The following is a 19,022-nucleotide window of genomic DNA, read 5'->3' on the forward strand; positions in this document are numbered from 1 at the left end:
GCAAGGGACGGCCCTTCTCGGCGCCGCGGAGACGTCCCGCATAGGGTGGAAGGTCGAGGGAGGGGGCCCGATGACGAGCACGCACGATCCGCTGCGCCTGGCCGATGTCGATCCGCTCGTGTTCGCCGAGCGGGCCCGTGGGGGCAAGATCGTCGCGACCGTGGCGCTCGATGTCGTCATGCCTGTCGCACTGCTGACGGCCGGAATCATCGTCGTCGTCGCCGGCCAACCCGCCCTCGGCTGGATCTTCGTCCTCGCGGCGGTGGCGCTCCTCGGCGTCGCCGTTTGGCTGCTCGGGCGCACCGGCCGCACGCTCGGTGCAGCCACTGTGGACGCGCGGATCGTGCGCCGCACGACCGGCGCTGCCGCAGGGACCACGGCCCTGTGGGCCTTGGCATCCGGCAAGCTCGCGATGTTCGACCTCCGGCGGGGCCGCGACCCGTTCGCCCCGGCGATCGCGGCGTTCCAGTTCCCCGAGGCCGTCCCCGCGGCGCCGGGCCGTGCCCGTCGCGGCGCGGTGCCGACGCTGCTGCTCGATTCGGGTGAGCGGCTCACGCTCGACACCGCGCTGGTCCTCGGTCGCGACCCTTCGGCACCCGCCGACGCTCCGGCGGAGGTGTACCGCTGGGCCGACATGTCGCGCACGCTGTCGAAGTCGCACGTGCGCCTCGAGTGGGATGGACGCCAGATGTGGGTCACCGACCTCGGTTCGACGAACGGCACGTTCGTCCGTGGCGCGGGAGCGTCGACCCCTCTCCTCCCCCACCAGCGCACGCCCGTGCCCACCGATGTCGTCCTCGAGATCGGTGACCGCACCCTGACCGTCCGGGATGCCGCATGAGCACCGTCGCCCACCCTCTCCTCGATGCGGCCGGGCCCGGGTGGGCCGGCACCGAGACGCGCGCGCCGATCGTCGCCCTGACGACGGCCATGAGCGACTTCCTGCACAAGACCGCGAGCCAGGGGCTGCGCCCGATCATCGTGTCGGGCGAGTTCTCGCGCATGACGCCACCGCTCGCGCAGGTGCTCTCTGCCGTCCAGGGGCACTGGGTCGTCCGCACGCGCACCGACGGGTTCTACGACGCCCGGACGGGCGTCCGCATCGACGCTCCCGCCGACGCGCTGAACCCGGTGGCACCGACCATGGACAACGTCCATCCGCTCTTCGTGCGCGCGCAGGTGGCATCCACTCTGCAGGTCGTGGCGACGGTGTCGACGCGGCATCGCGTCTCGCGGCCGGTCCGCCTCGGCGGCGTCGCCGAAGCGGCGGTCGCCCTGTTCAGCGGGGCCGAGCCGACGGCGTGGGGCGCGGTGGAGCCGCTGCTCGCCCCGTGGGACCGCGACGATCTGACCGAACGGTCGCGGCGGCGCATCCCCCTCGACAGTCACTGGGTCGCCGTCGGCGGCGGTGACCGGGCGGTGCTCTCGACCGTGCAGGTCGGCCGCACAAGCGAGGGCCTGGAAGAGACGACCCGTGTCTGGGCGGCCGTGCCCGGCGTCGGGCGGGAGAGCGGTGCCCGGGCGACGGCCGAGGCGCGTGAGCTGCTGGCCCGTGCCGCCACCGTCGGCCTGCCCCTCATCGGCATCTCCTTCGCCGCGATCGGAGCACCCGATCTCGCGCGTCGGGCGACGGCATCCCCCCAGCCCGAACCACTCGCCCTCCTCATCGGGCCCGTCGGCATCCGCGCCCTCGGGATCGACGCGAAACGCTGGATCGACGAGGTCGGCGGCACCACCGTCGGCAGCCCGCGGCTCCCCGGGGTTCTGCTCCCGCTCGGATCGACGGACGGCGGCGGATGGGGGCGTCTGAACGAGGTCCTGTCGACGCTCGACCCTGAACGCCTCGGCGAGTTGCTGAACCTCGCCCCGCACGTACGCGCGCAGCTGCGCGTGTCGGAAGGAGTGCGCTGATGCCCGACCAGCGGGACACCGTCCTCATCGAGCAGGCGAAGATCCAGCGCATGCGCCTGGGTGCGGCCCTCGTCTACGGCCACATCGGCGAACGCCGCACCGTCAACGACCACATGAAGCGCCTGATGGGATCGATCGTGGTGGCCGCGATCGCGTGCGCCGCGTGCGTCGGCGTCTCGTTCGTCTCGCAGTTGCTGACCGAGCGCGCCCAGCAGGCGTCCTCGACCGTCCAGACCCCCACCGGAGCCGTGACCCCGTGAGCATCTACACCCGTCTGACCGTCGCGGGATCCGAACGCCGGGCCGAGGTCGTCGTCCCGAGCGGCGAGCCCGTGGGCGCGGCGATCCCGCGCCTGCTCGACCTCCTCGGTGAGACCGCCGGGACCGTCGCCCGGCCGCTCGCGGTCATCGCCCCCGACGGCGAGCAGATCGACATCGCGCTCACCCCGCAGCAGCTCGAGCTCGCCGACGGCACCCTGGTCCGCCTGGTCCGCCTGGATGCCGCACCCCCGCCGCCCGTCGTGATCGACGTCACCGACGCCGCCGCCGACGCGCACGACGCCCGCCCCGACCGGTGGGACGAGCGGGCGCGCACCGTCGCCGGGGCGGCGGGCATCGCCGGGGCGTTCGCGCTCGCGGGCTGGCTGTCGCCGTGGTCGTCGCCGACGCTCTCGGCGTTCGCGCTCCTCACGACCGCCGTGGTCCTCGCGGTCATCGGCACGGGACTCGGCCTCGGCGGTCTCCGGCGCCTCTCGACCTGTGTCTCGGCCGCGGCCGCGGGACTCGCGCTCCCGATCGGCAGCGCCACGATCGGCGCGCTGTCCGTGGCCGGCCGCGCGGTCGACGCCGCGATCGTCGCCGGTATCGCGGCTGCCCTGGCGACCGCCGCGACTGTCGCTCTGCTCGGCGTCGGGGTGGCGCACCGCCGCCGCGGTGCCGCGGCGGGTGGGGCGCTGGGTGCCGTGCTCGCGTCGATCCTCCTCGGGCTGCTCCTCGGGGGTGTGGATGCCGTGTCGGCATCGGCCGTCGCCGGTGTCGTCGCCGCGTTCGCCACCGGCCCACTGCCCTGGATCGCGCTCTCGTCGGCGGGGCTGACCGACCTCGACCAGCGCGCGGCGGCGGGGTCGCCGCCCGCGCGCCCGCGTGCGTTCGCCGCGATCGACGAGGCGTACGCGGCACTGACGTGGAGCGTGGGGGCCGTGGCATCCGTTCTGGGGGTGACCGGTGTCGTGCTCGCACTCTCGGGCACGATCTGGACCGAGCTGCTCGCCCTGGCGTTCTTCCTGATCGCGGCGCTGCGCACCCGCGCGTTCCCGCTGCGCTGGCAGGGCTGGTTGCTGTGGGCGGCGGCGGGCGCGATCGCCGCGGCCGGACTCGCGGTGCTGCTGGTCGGGGGACTGGGCTGGATCGGAGCGGGGGCCGCCGTCGTCGTGGCGATCCTCCTCGCGACGATGGTGCTCGTGCAGCCGCGTCCGCACGTGCGCGCTCGGCTGAGGGGTCTCGGCAATGTCCTCGAGACGCTGTCGGTGGTGGCGCTCATCCCGCTGCTCGTCGGAACCCTGGGCATCTACGCCGAGCTGCTCGGCATGTTCGGCGGTCGGTCGTGACCGTTCTCGATCTGCGGGCGCTGTCGACCGCGGTGTTCGGCAGCGGCGCGAACGCGCGCTCCGAGTTGACCTCGTGGGATGCCGCGATCCGCGGCGGTCTGTCCACGACCCGCCGTGTGGGCGTGGTGTCGCTGTCGCCCGGCGCGGGCACGAGCACGGTGGCGCACCAGGTGGTCCGCGCGGTCGCCGCGCGCCGCAGCGAGCCGGTGCTCGCGGTCGACGTCTCTCCCGGAACACCCGGTCTCGCCGCGCGGTTCGGGGCCGAGCCGGTGCCGCCGGACGACACCCGTGCATCGGCCCGGACCACGGCCGAGGCCCTGAGCGGCCTCGACCTGCGCGACGGCGTCGTCGCCCTTCGCCCGCGCGACGCCGAGGATGCCGTCGGTGCCTGGTTGAGCGAGGCCGCGCCCATCGCGCGCTTCTTCGACGTGTCGGTCACGGACTTCGGTGCACGGCATCCGGTGGTCGACCTCGCCGCGTGCGCGGCCCTGTGCGATGTCGTGTGTCTCGTCGCCGATGCGCGCCGCTCCCCCGCCGAGCACGCGCGGTCGGTGGTCGACGCGATCTCGGGGCTGCCCGAGTCGCCGTCGGTCGTCCTGGCGCTGGTGGATCACGCGCGCGAGGGCGACGGCGTCGCCCGCGCCCTGGCGACCGGCGCCGACCACCCGGTGGTCGCGGTGCCGTTCGATGCGGGCCTGGCCGCCGGCGGCAACGCGCGTCGATCGGCGACGCGGCTCGCAGTGGTCGAGCTGGCCGCGGCGCTCGTCGCCGCTGGGGGAAGCGCCGCCCCGGGGAGGACCGCATGACCGTCCGCATCGTCCACCGCCCCGCGCGCATCAGCGAGGCCGTCGAGCCCGCGTCCGACGTGATCCTCGCGCCGCCTCCGCCGATCGGCGAGGGCGCGACCGGCTTCCCGCTGCAGTCGCTGCTGCCGATCGTGGGCAGCCTGTCGTCGATCACGATGATCGTGCTGCTGCGCAACAACCCGATCATGGTCGTGGTGGGTGCCGTCATCCTGGTGGTCGCGCTCGTCGGCGGCCTGGGAATGGCGCTCACGCAGCGCGGCAACGCGGCCCGTCAGCGCCGCGTTCAGCGCGAGCGCTACCTCGACTATCTGGAGGAGACGCGCGAGAGCGTCCGTGAGACCGCCGACGCGCAGCGCTCCGCCGCGCTGGCGCTGCACCCCGCCCCGGGCACGCTGGTGGAGATCGCGGCCGACCCGGCCCGCCGGTGGGAACGTCGACCGGGGGATGCCGACTTCCTCCGCGTGCGCATCGGCACCGGCGATCTGCGCGCCGTCGAGGTCGCCCTGCCGCCCGAGCAGAACCCCGTCCAGCCGTTCGACCCGGTGATGCGCGAGTCCGCCGAGCGCATGGTGCGCCTGGCCGGGATCGCGCAGGGCATGCCCGCGACCGTCGATCTCGAGCGCGGCGGCCAGGTGTCGATCGTGGGCGCGCGGCCCGACACGCTCCGCGTCGCGCGGGCGCTGGCGGCGCAGATCGCGGCGTTCCACTCCCCCGACGACGTGCACATCGCGGCGGCCGTCGCTCCCGCGCAGCGCGATGACTGGCACGGGCTCGACCTGCTGCCGCACCTCTCCGGCGACACCCCGCCCACCGGTGCGGTCAGCGCCCGTCGCGTCGCGCCGAGCCTGCCCGAGCTGCTGTCGCTCCTGCGCGACGAGCTGCGCGACCGGGTCGCGACCGCCGCCGCCTCGCGCCGCGCGGGCCGGAAGACCAAGCCCGGGCGCCTGGTGATCTTCGTGGATGAGGCCGATCACGCCGCCTCGCCCGTCCCTCGCCTGGATGCCGCGCTGGATCTGACCGCGCTCGGCGTCACCGTCGTGCACCTGATCGACGACCGCCTCAAGGAGCCGACCACGGTCGCCGTCCGCGTCACGGTGGACGCGGGCACCGCGACCGTGGAGACGCCGGGCACCGGCGACGCGGCGGTCGGTGGCATCCGGATCGATCCCGTGACCCCCGCCGCGCTCGACATCGTCGCCCGTCCGCTCGCGGGGCTGCGCCTCACGCGCACGTCCGCGCAGGACAGCGGCACCGCCCTCGCCCCCGACGTGACGCAGCTCCTCGGCGTCGCCGACGTGGATGCCATCGACACGAAGGCCGCGTGGCGCACCCGCAGCGCCGCGGAGTTCCTGCGCGTGCCGATCGGCGTCGACGACCAGGGCGGCCCGGTCCTGCTCGACCTGAAGGAGTCCGCGCAGCTCGGCATGGGCCCGCACGGCATCTGCATCGGCGCGACCGGCTCGGGCAAGAGCGAGCTGCTGCGCACGCTGATCCTGGGACTCGCGCTCACGCACTCCCCCGACGACCTCAGCATGATCCTCGTCGACTACAAGGGTGGTGCGGCGTTCGCCCCGTTCTCCCGCCTCCCGCACGTCGCGGGCATCATCGACAACCTCGCGGACGACCCGCAGCTGACCGAGCGCGCCCGTGCGAGCATCCAGGGCGAAGTCGTGCGTCGACAGCGCCTGCTGAAGGATGCCGGGAACGCGGCATCCATCGGTCACTACCGGCAGATGCGACGCGACCGTCCCGAGCTGCCGGCGCTGCCGCACCTGTTCCTGGTGATCGACGAGTTCGGCGAGCTGCTCACGGCGGAGCCCGACTTCGTGGAGCTGCTGCTGACGATCGGGCGCATCGGTCGCTCGATCGGCGTGCACCTGCTGCTGTCGAGCCAGCGCATCGAGGGCGGGCGCCTCCGTGGCCTCGACACCTACCTGTCGTACCGGATCGGTCTCCGCACGTTCTCGGAGTCGGAGTCGGCCGTGGTGCTCGACACCCCCGACGCGTTCCACCTGCCGGCGATCCCCGGCTTCGGGTACCTCAAGGTCGACACGTCCGTCTACACGCGCTTCCGTGCCGGATACGTCTCGGGCCCCGTGCCCGACCCGGTCGAGTCGGGGCCGCGGCACGACGACGCCCCGCCGGTGCTGCGCCTGCCCGCGTACGACCTGCCCGAGGACTCCCCCGAGGCCGAGCAGCTCGACAGCGCCGAGCCCGAGACCCCGACCACCGGCCGCACGCTCGTGCAGGCGGCGACCTCACGCCTCGCACGCGGGATTGCCCGCACGCGCCCAGTGTGGCTGCCGCCGCTCCCGCCCGTGCTGACCCTCGGCGGCGTGCTGCCGCAGGCCGACGGCGCCGGGACGCTCCGGGCCCCGATGGGCCTCGTCGACGACCCGTCGAAGCAGACCCAGTCGCCGTGGATGCTCGATCTCACACGCTCGGGCGGACACGTCTCGATCACCGGCGCACCGCAGTCGGGGCGCTCGATGTTCCTGCGGACGCTCGCCGCGTCGCTGTCGTTCACGCACTCGCCGCGCCAGGTGAGCATCTACGGCATGGACCTCACCGGCGGGGGCCTCGCGCGCATCGAGCCGTTCCCCCACGTCGGTGGTGTCGCGACCCGCGGCAGCCGCGAGCGGCTCACGCGTCTGCTCGAAGAGCTCACGGGCATGCTCGCGGTGCGCGAGCGCGTGTTCCGCGACGAGAACCTCGACTCGCTCGCCGACATGCGGCGTCAGCACGCCGACGGACGCCTGCCCGATCTCCCCAGCGCCGACGTCGTGCTGCTCGTCGACGGACTCGGGGCGCTGCGGCAGGACTTCGAAGACCTCGAGACCCCGCTCGCGCAACTGCTCGAACGCGGTGGCAGCTTCGGCATCCATGTCGTCGTCGCCCTGTCGCGCTGGAACGAGCTGCGCATGAACCTGCAGGGCCTCATCGGCACGCGCCTCGAGCTGAAGCTCAACGACCCCGCCGACTCGCAGATCGCGCGCAAGCTCTCGCAGACGCTCCGCGCCGACGAGCCGGGGCGCGTGCTCACCGACGAGAAGCTGTTCGCGCAGATCGCACTGCCGCTGCTCGAAGAGGTCGACGACGGCGACACCGGCGAGGCGCTCGAACAGCTCGCCCGCGAGAGCGCGGCCCGGTGGGGCGGTCAGGGCGCGGCGCCCATCCGGCTGCTGCCCGAGGTGCTGTCGCCGGCCGAGCTGCCCGACGCGATCGACGAACCGGATGCCGTGCCCTTGGGCCTCCGCCAGGACACGATGCAGCCGGTCGCGCTCGACCTCGTCACGCGCGACCCGCACCTGCTGGTGCTCGGTGACAGCCGCTGCGGCAAGACGACGCTGCTGCGCGGCATCGTGCAGGGCGCGATCGACCGGCACTCGGCGGAGGAGCTGGTCGTCGCCCTGATGGACGCGCGCGGCGAGCTGGCTTCGGAGGTCCCGGATGCCTACCTCGGCGGCCACGCGTCGTCGGGTCGGCAGGCGCGGCTCCTGGCCGAGTCGATCGCGGTCGAGCTCGAGAAGCGCGCGAGCGATCGCGACGCCGGTCCGCGGATCCTCGTCGTCGCCGACGACTTCGACATCCTCGCCGCCGGCGGCACCGAGCCGCTCCGCCCGCTGCTGCCGTACCTGGCGTCGGCGCGCGACCTGCGACTGAACGTGGTGGTGAGCCGCCCCGTCGCGGGGGCCTCGCGGGCGATGTTCGACGTGGCGCTGCAGGGCATCCGCGACACCGGCGGCACCACGCTGATCATGTCGGGCGACCGCTCCGAGGGCGCTCTGCTGCCGAAGCTGTACGCCGAGCCGATGATCGCCGGCCGCGGTCGCCTCGCTCGCCGCGGCGAGCGTCCGACCCTCATGCAGGTGGCGAACTTCGTCGCCGCCGAGGGTGACGCAGAGGGTGCTTCGACGGGGGGCGCTCCGGCGGAGGCGGTGCCGGCGGTGGATGCCGCGGAGGCGGTGGATGAGACGACGCGCGAGGTGGCTCCGGCGGCTGCCGCGGTGCCCGAGGCTGCGCCCGCGCCGACGCCCGCTCCCGCGGCCGCCGAGGCTGCCCCTGCGGAGACGCCCGCCGAAACACCCGAGGCGGTTCCCGCTGCCGTGCCCGCGCCCACGGCAGCGGCGGGCCGCGAGGAGCCGCCATTGACCCGACGGAGGAGAGACAACCGTGCCCCGTAGCAGCGTCGCGTTCACGCGCGAACCGATCGACATCGAGGCGCTCGCCTCCGCCGTCTCGGCGGTGCTGACGCCCGAGGACCTCGCCGAGACCGCGGTCGAGATCCGTCCCCTCGACGAGGGGGCCGCCGCCCAGGTGCTCGTGGCCGAGCGCGTCGTCCTCACCGCGCTCCGGCCCCGGCTCACGCCGCCCGCCGCGGAGCTCGCGCGCGTCTACGGCGCCGTCGAGGTGGCGCCCGACGCGCGGTGGTCGACGGAGTGCTTCGTGACGTGGGAGCCGGAGGGCGTGATCGGGGTGCGGTTGCTCGAGGCGGCCGCGACCGCCCGCGGCGGGGTGGCCGCGCACCTCGGCTGAGCTTCACCAGCGGGTCGGGCGGGACGAGCGGGCGGGATCGCGCACTCGGTCGACGTCCGGTTCGGGGCGCATTCTGTGCATTGGGGCGCGCGATTCACGCCCCAATGCACGAATCACGCCCCGAACCGCGACCGCGCCGCTCGAAGCGCGCCGCGCAGCACCGGCGCCCCGCGCCCTACCCCAGCGCCGGCGTCCGCGGCGGCACCGTCCGGCGCGGGCGGAGCGCCTCGAACGCGGCGGCCATCGCCAGCAGGGCCGCGTCGTCGTACGCGCGACCCGCGAACGTGAGGCCCGACGGCATCCCGATGTCGGGCATCGTCCCGAGCGGGACCGTCACCGTCGGCACGCCGCAGTGCCGGATCGCGAGGTTGCCCGTCGCGACCCACACGCCGTTGCGCCACGCGATGTCGGCCGACGCCTCGTTCACGTCCGCGTCGGCCGGCGCCACATCGCTCAGCGTCGGGAACACCACGGCGGCGAAGCCGTTGGCATCCATCCACTCCTCCAGGTCGCGGCGCCGGGTCTCCTCCAGACCGTGCAGGCCCTCGGCGAGCGCGGGGATCTCGGTGAACGACGCCACCGGATGCTCCCGAACGTGCGCGGGGTACTCCGCGATGTCGTCGTCGAAACCGGTGTACCGGTCGGGCAGCGCGCCCTCGGGATGCGGGAAGATCGCCGCGCCGTCCACCGACGCCAGACCGGGGTGTCCGGTCGCGCGGAGGAAGTCGTCCCACGCCCACGCCGACAGGTCGACGATCTCGCGGTGCAGGAACTCCTCCGACACCAGACCCCGCGTGCGGATCGTCGGCGCCCCGGGCCGGTCGCCCTCGTAATTGCTCACCAGCGGAAAGTCCGTCTCGACCACGATCGCACCGGCGGCCTCGAGATCCGCGCGGGCGGCGTCAAACAGCGCGCGCAGCGACGGCCGCAACTCGATCGGCTCACCGGTCGGTCCCCCGACCCCACGGGGGCCGCTGCCGACGAGCGGGTCGTCGCCGAGGAACAGGCGCGGGATGCCGATGCGCTTGCCATGCAACGACGGCCGACCCGCAAGCTCGGCGAACGACGACGGCCGCACCTCCCCCACGGAGGGCAGCGGCACCCACGGCTGCGCGCGCCAGAAGTCCCCGCGCGTCTCGGGGTCGGCGGCGACGATCACGTCGAGCACGGCGAGCAGGTCGGCCATCGAGCGGGTGTGCGGCACGACGACGTCCATCGTCGGGACCAGCGGCCAGTTGCCGCGCACCGAGATCATGCCGCGCGACGGGGTGTACGCGCACAGGCCGTTGCAGGCCGTGGGGGCACGGCCGCTCGACCACGTCTCCTCGCCCAGGCCGAAGACGCCGAACGACGCGGCCGTCGCCGTGCCCGAGCCGTTCGACGACCCCGACGCGAACGCCGACGTCAGGAAATCGGCGTTGTACGGGCTCTCGGCGCGACCGTACAGCCCGCGCTGCATGCCGCCGTTGGCCATCGGGGGCATGTTCGTGAGCCCCAGGCAGATCGCCCCGGCCTCGCGCAGCCGCGCGATCGTGAACGCGTCATCCGCCGCGACCAGGTCGGCGAACGCCGGGCTGCCGGCCGCCACGGTGAGGCCGCGCACCATGTAGCTGTCCTTGGCCGTGTACGGGATGCCGTCGAGCAGCCCGCGCGCCTCGCCCGCGGCGCGGCGGGCGTCGGATGCCGCGGCCTCGGCGAGCGCGTCGGGGTTGCGCACCACCACGGCGTTGAGCTTGGTCGCGGTGTCGGGACCGTCGTACGCATCGATGCGCGCGAGGTGCGCCTCGACCAGCTCTACGGCGGTGGTGCGCCCCTCGGCGAGAGCTGCGGCGAGATCGGCGATGGATGCCTCGACCACGTCGATCATGCGGAAACCTCCGGCTGCTGCTGGGTGATGCAGTGGATGCCGCCGCCGCGCGCGAACAGTTCGCGCGCGTCGACGGTCACGACCCGGCGACCCGGGTAGACGTCTTCGAGGATGCCGCGGGCCGTGGCATCCGCTTCCTCCTCGCCGAAACCGCACGCGATCACACCGCCGTTGACGACCAGGTGGTTCACGTAGCTCCAGTCGGTGTCCCCGTCCGCGTCGCGGATGGTGGCCGGCGCGGGCAGGTCGACGATGTCGAACGCACGGCCCGCGGCATCCGTCTGTGTCGCGAAGAACTCCCGCAGCTCGCGCGAGACCGCGTGGTCGGGGTGGGCGGCGTTGCGCTGATCGTGGAGGAGCAGGACTCCGGGCGAGGGGATCGTGGCGACGATGTCGACGTGGCCGCTCGTGCCAAAGTCCTCGTAGTCGCGGGTCAGGCCGCGCGGCACCCACACGGCGTGCGTCGCGCCCAGCGTGCGGAGCATCTCGGCCTCGACGCGGGCGCGGTCGGCGTACGGGTTGCGGCGCGGGTCGAGCTGGACGGTCTCGGTCAGCAGGACGGTTCCTTCGCCGTCGACGTGGATGCCGCCGCCCTCGTTGACGAGCAGCGACGAGACGAGCTCGGCCCCGACGGCCTCGGCGACGATCCGGCCGTGGTGCGCGGCCTTCGACCACACCGACCAGTCATGATCACCCCAGCCGTTGAAGATGAAGTCCACCGCGCCGAGGACGCCCGGGCGCTCGGGGTCGACCGCGAACGTCGGACCGGAGTCGCGCAGCCAGAACTCGTCGACCCCGGCCTCGATGATCTCGATCTCGCTCGACAGCATGCGGCGGGCGCGCGCGAGCTCGCTCGGGTCGACGAGTATCGTCACGGGCTCGAACTCGGCGACGGCGTGGGCGACCGCGGCCCAGGCGGCGTAACCCGCCGCGCGCTCGGCATCCGTCTCGCCGAGGGTCGGGCCCTCGCTCGGGAATGCCATCCACGTCCGGGTGTGCGGGGCCGTCTCGGACGGCATGCGCCAGGTCATCGGGTGTCCTCTCGTGCGGCGGCGAAGGTCGTGCGTCCCGCCACCATCGTCATCACGGGTCGGGCGGTCAGCAAGCATGCCGCATCCTCGATGAACGGGTCGGCGTCGATCACCACCAGGTCGGCGGCGAAACCGGGGGCCAGGCGCCCGCGCCAGTCGGCGTCGCCGACCGAGGCGGCGGCATCCCGGGTCGCGTGTCCGATCGCGTCGGCGAGCGGCAGCGCGTACTGCGGGTGCACGGCCGGTACCGACGGATCGAGGGCCGAGGCCCGGGTCGCCGCGACGTACATGTTCGCCAGCGCGTCGTAGGGAGCGGTGGGGGCGTCGGTCGAGAACGCCACGAGCGCCCCGGCCCGCTCGTATTCGGGCCACGGGAACGCCCGCTCCACCCGCTCGTCGCCGAGCATCGCCGCCCAGTTGGCGAAGATCGCGGGGTCGGCGTGGACGGGCTGGAGGGATGCCGTCACCCCGAGCCGCGCCATGCGCTCGGCCGTCCCGGGCGCGGCGTACTCGAGGTGCTCGAGGCGGTGCCGGCGCGGGAGGTCGCCGTTCGCGTCGATCGCGCGCTCGATCGCGGTGAGGGCGGCGTCGCTCGCGGCGTCCCCGATCGCGTGCATCGCGATCTGCAGCCCTGCGGCGTCGGCGGCGGCCACGACCGGCGCGAGATCGTGCAGCGGCCAGATCGGCTCGGCGTTCGAACCGTCGGCGTACGGCGCGCCCATCGCCGCGGTGCACGCGTCGATCACCCCGTCGAGGATGAGCTTCACGCCCACGACCCGCAGCCACGGCGAGGCGGGGCGCCGGGCGAGCTCGACGACGCGGTCCAGCTGCGCGAGGTTGCGCTCGACGTCGCCGGTGTTCTCCAGCAGCCAGTGCGCCGAGACCCGCAGCGGCAGGCGCCCGCCGTGCCGCTCGACGGCCCGCTCGATCGCGGCGAGACCGTGCTCGTCGAACGCCATGTCGACCACGCCCGTCACTCCGGCGGCGGCGTACGCGGCGAGCATCCGTTCCACGGCGTCGTCGCGCTCGGCATCCGTCGTCGAGGCGTCGCGCTGCGCCCACGCGTACTGCACGGCCGCCGTCTCGAACAGCATCCCGTTCGGTTCGCCGTCGGCGTCGCGGCCGATCTCGCCGCCGAGCGGATCGGGGGTGTCGCGCGTGATGCCGAGCTCGGCCAGTGCGGCGGAGTTCACCCAGCAGGAGTGGTAGTCGTTGGCATCCAGGTAGACCGGCACGTCGCAGGCGACGGCGTCGATCATCGCCGCAGTCGGCGCACCGCCCGGCACCGAATCGAACAGCCACCCGCGACCGCGGAGGACCAGGGCGTCGGGATCGGCGGCGCGGGCCTCGCGCAGGAGATCCTGGATGCCGTCGAGGGTGCGCGCGTCGGTCAGGGCGACCTGGCCGAGCGACTGGCCCATCATGAGCAGGTGCGTGTGCGCGTCGGTGAACCCGGGGAGCACGAGCGCTCCGTCGAGGTCGACGACCTCGTCCGCGCCGACCGCGGCGTCGGCGCCGATCGCGACGATCGTCTCGCCCTCGATCGCGAGGGCGTCGGTCCACTGCCGGGACGGGTCGGCATCGGCCGTGAAGATCCGGCCGCCCCGGAGGAGCGTACGGGTCATGCCGACACCTCCGCCGCCTGGCGCTCGAGCCGGCGCGAGAGCAGACCGATGATGCCGGCCGGCACGGCGAGCACGAAGCTGGCGATCGCGAGCGTCATCGTGAAGCCCTGGTATCCGAGCCCGGACGCGAGGTTGGCGCCGATGACCGGGGTGAGCGCCGACCCCACCAGATAGGTCGCCAGCAGCGGGCCCGACCAGCGCCCGTCCGCATCCAGAGCGGCCGAGGTCGAGACGAAGAACGCGAAGACGAGGGCGTACGTGGTGTTCCAGACGATGAAGACCACGACGAACAGGGTGGGGTCGGTGACGTATCCCTGCACGATCTTCAGGATGCCGCCGAGCACCAGCAGAACCACGAGCGGGATGCCGCGACCCAGACGATCGCCGACGATCATCAGCCCGACCGAGGCGATCAGGCCGCCCGCCGTGGCCCCCGACAGTGCGACGCCCAGCCCCTCGGGCGTGAGACCCGCCTGGTCGGCGCCCATGACGCCGACCATCGCCCACAGCGAGTCCTCGCTCGCCGCCCACAGGGCGAACACGACCAGGAGCGTGAGGCCGGCGATGGTCACCGTGCGGGAGGGCTTCGCCGCCGAGCGGAGCGTCCCGGTGGCCGGCACCTCCAGCGGAACGGCCGCCCCGGCCGTGGCTGCCGCGTGCACGGGGGCCGCCGGAGCGCCCGGGAGCCACGTCACGAGCGCGAGTGCGACGAGGCTGAACACCGCCATCGAGCCGAAGACGTCGATCGGGGCGAGTCCGATGAGAGGCACGACCGCGAGGACGACCGTGATGATGCCGCGGTTGGCGAGTCCGTAGAAGCCGGCGACGCGGTCGGGGTTGCGGAAGGCCGCGATCGCGGCGCCGGAGGCGGCGACCGCCCCGCCCGCGCCGACTCCCCCGACCAGCAGACCGGGAAGGAGCAGCGCGGGAACGAGCGCCGCCAGGCCGAAGCCGACGACCGCGAGCGCGAGTCCCGCGCGCGCCACGGTGCGGCGCGAGCGACCCGCGCACAGCGGCGCGACCGCCAGCCCCGTGAGGGCGGTGAGGAGGAGGGCGCCGGTCACGAGCCAGCTGGCGGTGAGCACGTCGGCGCCGAGGCCCGCCTGCACGGCGATGATCATGTACGGCGAGAGGTTGACGCCGAGGTAGCCGGCGATGCCGACGATGAACGTCGAGCCGGCCGTGGGGAACCGGAGCGGGACGCGGGAGGAACCGACGGCGACGGTCGTCGCGGTGTCGCGGATGGTGGAGGACACGAGGACCTTTCGAGGGTGCCGGGAGACCGGCGATCGGAGTGGGGCCCCGGGCGGATCGTCGTCGATCGCAACCGGATGAGGCCGAGGCTAGAGACCGGGTGTTTCGGTTCTCGCGCCCGTCGTGTTTCGAGATCATTAAACGTTTAAGTAGACCATCCCGCAAGACCGGATTTCCCGGGTCGGGTAGCGTCGGCTCCCGTGACCCCCCGCAAGCCGACACTCCACGACGTGGCCGCCGCCGCGGGCGTGTCGATCGCGGCGGTGTCCTTCGCCCTGCGCGACAAGCCGGGCGTCTCGCCCGAGACCAAGGAGCGGGTGCTCGCCGCCGCGCGCGAGCTCGGGTACACCGTCAACCTCCCCGCGCGCAGCCTCCGCACCTCCCGGTACGGCGCGATCGGGCTGTACCTGCCGCCCGGATCGACCCGGCTGCCGTACTACACCGAGTTCGCCTTCGGCGTCGTGGATGCCGCCGACCGCCTCGGACTCTCCGTCATCCTGCTGCCCCATCGCGACACCGACGACGACTCCCCGCCGACCGCCTTCGTCGACGGGTACATCGTCGTGGATGCCACGACCGAGGATGCCGGCATCCGGGGCATCCTCGACGCGGGGCGACCGGTCGTGAGCGGCGAGCACGTGCTCGGCGGCGACGAACGGGTCAGCGGCAGCGTCGTCTACGACCACGTCACGGCGACGACCCGTCTGCTCGACCATCTCTCCGCGGCCGGCGCGCACCGGATCGCCGCCGTGCTGCCCCCGGACGGAACCGCGTGGAGCCGGGACGTGGCGGACGCGTACGCCGCGTGGACCGCGGGGCGCGGCGACGATCCGCTGTCGCGACGCATCGGATTCATTCCCACGGCGGCCGAGGTCGCGGCGGCCGTCGACGACCTGCTGACCATCGCAGAGGTCGACGCGATCGTCGTCGTCCCGAGCGGATCGGCGGCCCCGGCACTGGACTCCGCCCACCGCGCGGGCCGGCGCGTCGGGGAGGACCTGCTCCTGGCCGCGTACGTCGACGAGCCCCTGCACGGCTTGCTCACGCCCAGCGTCACGTCGTTCGACCTCGAGCCCCGCGACGTCGGCGCCGCCTGCGTCGCGCTGCTCGCGGAGGTGTGGGATGCCGACCCCCACGACCGCGTCCGCGCGATCCAGCCACGGCTCCTCGTGCGCGACAGCACCTCGCGGGCGCGCTGACGCGGTGCGGGCCCGGGGCTCGCCGCCCCGGTCCGGGTCCGCGGCCCGCGTCGCCGGTCCGGGTCGCCGGTCCGCCGGGTTGCCGGCCCCGGTCGCCGGTCCACCGAGACTGCATCCGGCTGACAAAGCCACTGCAGGCTGCAGTGGGTTTGTCACGCGGATGCAGTCTCGCGGATCCGGCGCCACCCCCGCGCCGCGCCCCACCGACACGCAGCCGCGATCCCGCGCGACCTAGAGTGAACACCGTGCAGGTCAGGTTCTTCGGCGGCCTCTCCGTGTCGTGGGGCGCGGACGAGGGAGCGGTCCCAGGGCGCGGGCAGCAGGCTCTGCTGCTGCGCCTCGCCGTCGACGCCGGAACCACGGTCGGCTACCGCGCGCTCGCCGACGATGTGTGGCCGGCCGACCCGCCGGAAGACCCACGCGCGGCGCTGCAGTCGCTCGCGTCGCGCCTGCGCCGGGCACTCCCCGACGGGGTGCTGACGTCGGTCCCCGGCGGCTACCGGCTCGACCTCTCGCGCGACGCCGTCGACATCACCCGGTTCCAAGACCTCGTCGTCGCCGCACGCCGGGACGGCGACCCCGCGCTCGCCCGCGACGCCCTGGCACTGTGGACCGGCGATCCGTGGGTCCCGCACGACGGCTTCGACTGGCTCGTGCGCGACCTGTGGCAGGACCGCGGGCACGCGGAGCGCCTCGCGACCCAGGCCCCGACGCCGACGCCGCACACCACGGTCGTGCCCGCCGCGATCGCCGGGCTCGTCGGGCGCGCCGCCGAGCTGGCGGCGATCCGCGACCGCCTCGGCACCGACCGGCTCGTCACCGTCATCGGACCGGGCGGCGCCGGCAAGACCACCCTCGCCGTCGAAACCGTGCGCGCTGCCGCCGACGCCCTGATCGTCGAGCTCGCCCCCGCCGCACCCGGAGAGGTGTGGGCCGCTCTCGCGGGCGCGGTCGGTCACGGCATCCGCCTGAACGAGACCGCCGCCACCGTCCCCCTGACCCCGCGAGAACGCGTCCTCGACGCCGTCGCCGGCCGCGACGTGGTCGTGCTGCTCGACAACTGCGAACACGTGATCCGCGAGGCCGCCGAGGTCGCGCAGGCACTGCTGCTCGGGACGCCCGGCCTGCGGATCCTCGCGACCAGCCGCGAGCCGCTGGGCGTCGTCGGCGAGGCGTTCGTCGACCTCGGCCCTCTGCCCGCCCTCGACGCCGACGAGCTGTTCGCCCGGCGCGTGCGATCGGCGCGCGGCACCCCGCCGTCGCCCGAGGAGCACGCGACCGCCGAACGGATCGTGCAGCGGCTCGACGGCCTCCCCCTCGCGATCGAGCTCGCCGCCGCCCGGGCGCGCACCCTCACGCTCGCCGAGATCGACGCAGGTCTGAGCGATCGCTTCGCGCTGCTCGCCCACGGTCCGCGGCTCAGCCCCGGACGCCACCGGACCCTCCGCGCCCTCATCGATTGGAGCTGGGACACCCTCACCGACGACGAGCGGGTGGCGCTGCGCGCCTCGTCGGTGTTCCCCGACGGGATCGGCAGCGGCGACTCCGACGCGATCGCCGAGACTTTCGGGGTGGATGCCACGGTGTTCGACGCCCTCGTCGACCGCTCACTGCTCGTGCGACGCGATGGGCGGTTCCGGCTGCTCGAGACGGTCCGCGAGTACGGGCTCGACCGGCTGCGCGCCGAAGGAGCCGAGGCCGAGTTCCGTGAGAGAGCGGCCGACGTTCTCACCGCCCTCGCCACCGAGCGCGAGGGCACCATGCGCGGGCCGGGCCTGCGGGCCGGGCTCGCCTGGTTCGACGCCAACGAGGAGAACCTGTCGTCCGCGCTGCGTACGCGCACGACCGGCGCGGACCGGCGGCCCGGCCGGCGTCTGCTGCGGGCCCTGCTCTGGGCGTGGGCGGTGCGCGAACGCGTCGAGGAGCTGCGGCCCGCCCTCGCGGCCTTCGCCGATCCGGACGCTCCGGTCGACGACGAGCCGAGCGTCGTCATCGAGTCGATGGCGCTGTTCTCGGACGCGTTCCCCGAACCCGGAGGGACACCGACCTACGATCCCGCCGTGTTCGCCGAGCGGCGGGCGACGCTGCAGGAGGCGGCGCAGCGGCATCCGTCCGAGATCTCGGCCCTCGTCGGCCCGCTCCTGCGCCTGGCGCAGGTGGTGCTCGAGTCCGCCGAGGGAGGGTTCGAGCGCGCGTGGCACGTCGATCTCACCGACGCCGAGATCGCCGCCGCGCCGCCGTGGTCGCGGGCGACGATGCACATGCTGCGCGCCGGTGCCGCGGTCAACGCCGGCGACACGGCCGTGCTCGGGGTCGAGAGCGAACGCGCGCTGCGGGTGTTCACCGAGGTCGGCGATCCGTGGGGCACCGGCATCGCGAGCCAGCTGTGGGCCGAGTGGCTCATGCTCGTGGGGCGACTGGAAGAGGCTCTGGAGGTCACCGACCGCGCCCTCGAGGTCGTGCTCGGTCTGACCTCCATCTCCGATCTGCTGCAGCAGAGGGCGCAGGCCGTCGGCATCCTGCTCCGCCTCGACCGCATCCCCGAGGCGCGCGCCCGCTCGGCGGAGATGCAGGAGATCGCCACCGCGGACGGGTCGGTGCGCGCCCTCACCCAGGCCCGCATGGCCGCGGCGCAGGTGGACCTCGCGGTCGGAGACGGTGCGGCCGCGTTGCGGAGCGCGGAACGGATCTCCCTCGAACCCGGCTTCCCGGAGCAGATCCTGGCGTGGGCGAGCACACTGCGAGCCGAGGCGCTGCTCCTGCTCGAACGTCACGACGAGGCGCGAGCGGCGCTGCGCGAGGCTCTGCCGCTCGCCGTGCGATCACGCGATCACCCCGTCGTCGCATCGGTGCTCATCGGTGTCGCCGGGTGGAACGCCGCCGCGGGCCGCCCCGATGTCGCGCGGGAAGCGCTGGCCCGGGCCGAAGCCGTCCGCGGCGCCGCCGACGAACGCGACCCCTTCCGGCGCTGGGTCGACGAACGCCTCGGCGCGGACGCCGGGGAGATCCCGGCGTCCGCGCCCGGCATCCCTTGGGGAGAAGTGGATGCCGACGTGCTCGCGGCCCTGCTCGACTAGGGCGTGTTGCTAAACCCTTGAGTGCTGCGTGGGTGAGTCTTGAGGGTGTGTCGCGTGATGTGATCTCTGATGACGCGTGGGCTGTGATCGGGCCGCTGTTCCCGACTGCG

General features: G+C 74.0%; 13 protein-coding genes. 9 read left to right on the forward strand and 4 right to left on the reverse strand.

The features are described from left to right. The first annotated feature begins 70 nt into the window (after window positions 1-70). From BGO45_RS08605 to BGO45_RS08635, 7 genes are read left to right on the forward strand one after another with little or no spacing between them, the layout of a single operon-like run. Window positions 71-841: an FHA domain-containing protein gene (locus tag BGO45_RS08605; RefSeq protein WP_292692760.1), complete on the forward strand. Its 771-nt coding sequence runs from the start codon at window positions 71-73 to the stop codon at window positions 839-841. After that, a complete protein-coding gene (locus BGO45_RS08610; protein WP_292692762.1) occupies window positions 838-1,911 on the forward strand; it encodes a DUF6177 family protein in 1,074 nt (357 codons plus the stop codon). Before BGO45_RS08605 ends, BGO45_RS08610 begins: the two co-directional genes overlap by 4 nt. Next, the gene (locus BGO45_RS08615; RefSeq protein WP_076493267.1) at window positions 1,911-2,171 is read left to right on the forward strand and encodes a hypothetical protein; all 261 of its coding nucleotides are present in this window, start codon (window positions 1,911-1,913) and stop codon (window positions 2,169-2,171) included. Before BGO45_RS08610 ends, BGO45_RS08615 begins: the two co-directional genes overlap by 1 nt. Beyond that, the gene (locus BGO45_RS08620) at window positions 2,168-3,517 is read left to right on the forward strand and encodes an EsaB/YukD family protein (protein WP_292692765.1); all 1,350 of its coding nucleotides are present in this window, start codon (window positions 2,168-2,170) and stop codon (window positions 3,515-3,517) included. The genes BGO45_RS08615 and BGO45_RS08620 overlap by 4 nt, the downstream gene beginning before the upstream one ends. Beyond that, a complete protein-coding gene (locus BGO45_RS08625) occupies window positions 3,514-4,323 on the forward strand; it encodes a hypothetical protein (protein ID WP_292692767.1) in 810 nt (269 codons plus the stop codon). Before BGO45_RS08620 ends, BGO45_RS08625 begins: the two co-directional genes overlap by 4 nt. Further along, the gene (eccCa, locus tag BGO45_RS08630; RefSeq protein ID WP_292692770.1) at window positions 4,320-8,507 is read left to right on the forward strand and encodes a type VII secretion protein EccCa; all 4,188 of its coding nucleotides are present in this window, start codon (window positions 4,320-4,322) and stop codon (window positions 8,505-8,507) included. The genes BGO45_RS08625 and eccCa overlap by 4 nt, the downstream gene beginning before the upstream one ends. Continuing rightward, the gene (locus tag BGO45_RS08635) at window positions 8,497-8,859 is read left to right on the forward strand and encodes a hypothetical protein (protein WP_292692773.1); all 363 of its coding nucleotides are present in this window, start codon (window positions 8,497-8,499) and stop codon (window positions 8,857-8,859) included. The genes eccCa and BGO45_RS08635 overlap by 11 nt, the downstream gene beginning before the upstream one ends. A gap of 175 nt (window positions 8,860-9,034) precedes the next feature. Here the strand turns inward: BGO45_RS08635 and BGO45_RS08640 are convergent, their stop codons facing one another. Genes BGO45_RS08640 through BGO45_RS08655 form a run of 4 tightly spaced genes read right to left on the reverse strand, consistent with a single transcriptional unit; the run spans window position 9,035 to window position 14,638 of the window. Then, window positions 9,035-10,726: an amidase gene (locus tag BGO45_RS08640; RefSeq protein WP_292692776.1), complete on the reverse strand. Its 1,692-nt coding sequence runs from the start codon at window positions 10,724-10,726 to the stop codon at window positions 9,035-9,037. Continuing rightward, window positions 10,723-11,757 carry an agmatine/peptidylarginine deiminase gene (locus BGO45_RS08645; RefSeq protein WP_292692779.1) on the reverse strand — a complete coding sequence of 345 codons (1,035 nt, stop codon included), beginning with the start codon at window positions 11,755-11,757 and terminating at the stop codon, window positions 10,723-10,725. Before BGO45_RS08645 ends, BGO45_RS08640 begins: the two co-directional genes overlap by 4 nt. After that, window positions 11,754-13,382 carry an amidohydrolase gene (locus BGO45_RS08650; protein WP_292692781.1) on the reverse strand — a complete coding sequence of 543 codons (1,629 nt, stop codon included), beginning with the start codon at window positions 13,380-13,382 and terminating at the stop codon, window positions 11,754-11,756. The genes BGO45_RS08645 and BGO45_RS08650 overlap by 4 nt, the downstream gene beginning before the upstream one ends. Next, window positions 13,379-14,638, reverse strand: a complete 1,260-nt coding sequence (locus BGO45_RS08655; RefSeq protein ID WP_292692783.1) for an MFS transporter — start codon at window positions 14,636-14,638, stop codon at window positions 13,379-13,381. The genes BGO45_RS08650 and BGO45_RS08655 overlap by 4 nt, the downstream gene beginning before the upstream one ends. Window positions 14,639-14,836: 198 nt before the next feature. Between BGO45_RS08655 and BGO45_RS08660 the strand changes: the two genes are divergently transcribed. After that, window positions 14,837-15,835, forward strand: coding sequence for a LacI family DNA-binding transcriptional regulator (locus tag BGO45_RS08660; protein WP_292692786.1), 999 nt, complete (start codon window positions 14,837-14,839; stop codon window positions 15,833-15,835). Between the two features lie 245 nt (window positions 15,836-16,080). After that, window positions 16,081-18,912: a tetratricopeptide repeat protein gene (locus BGO45_RS08665; protein ID WP_292692789.1), complete on the forward strand. Its 2,832-nt coding sequence runs from the start codon at window positions 16,081-16,083 to the stop codon at window positions 18,910-18,912. Window positions 18,913-19,022: the final 110 nt, after the last annotated feature.

Origin of the sequence: Microbacterium sp. 71-36 (assembly GCF_001898305.1) — a bacterium.
Taxonomy (GTDB): Bacteria; Actinomycetota; Actinomycetes; order Actinomycetales; family Microbacteriaceae; genus Microbacterium.

Bases quoted from the DNA above. Each gene is read 5' to 3' on its own strand.
- BGO45_RS08605 (WP_292692760.1), top strand. From the start codon at position 71: ATGACGAGCACGCACGATCCGCTGCGCCTGGCCGATGTCGATCCGCTC.
- BGO45_RS08610 (WP_292692762.1), top strand. From the start codon at position 838: ATGAGCACCGTCGCCCACCCTCTCCTCGATGCGGCCGGGCCCGGGTGG.
- BGO45_RS08615 (WP_076493267.1), top strand. From the start codon at position 1,911: ATGCCCGACCAGCGGGACACCGTCCTCATCGAGCAGGCGAAGATCCAG.
- eccCa (WP_292692770.1), top strand. From the start codon at position 4,320: ATGACCGTCCGCATCGTCCACCGCCCCGCGCGCATCAGCGAGGCCGTC.
- BGO45_RS08640 (WP_292692776.1), bottom strand. From the start codon at position 10,726: ATGATCGACGTGGTCGAGGCATCCATCGCCGATCTCGCCGCAGCTCTC.
- BGO45_RS08645 (WP_292692779.1), bottom strand. From the start codon at position 11,757: ATGACCTGGCGCATGCCGTCCGAGACGGCCCCGCACACCCGGACGTGG.
- BGO45_RS08650 (WP_292692781.1), bottom strand. From the start codon at position 13,382: ATGACCCGTACGCTCCTCCGGGGCGGCCGGATCTTCACGGCCGATGCC.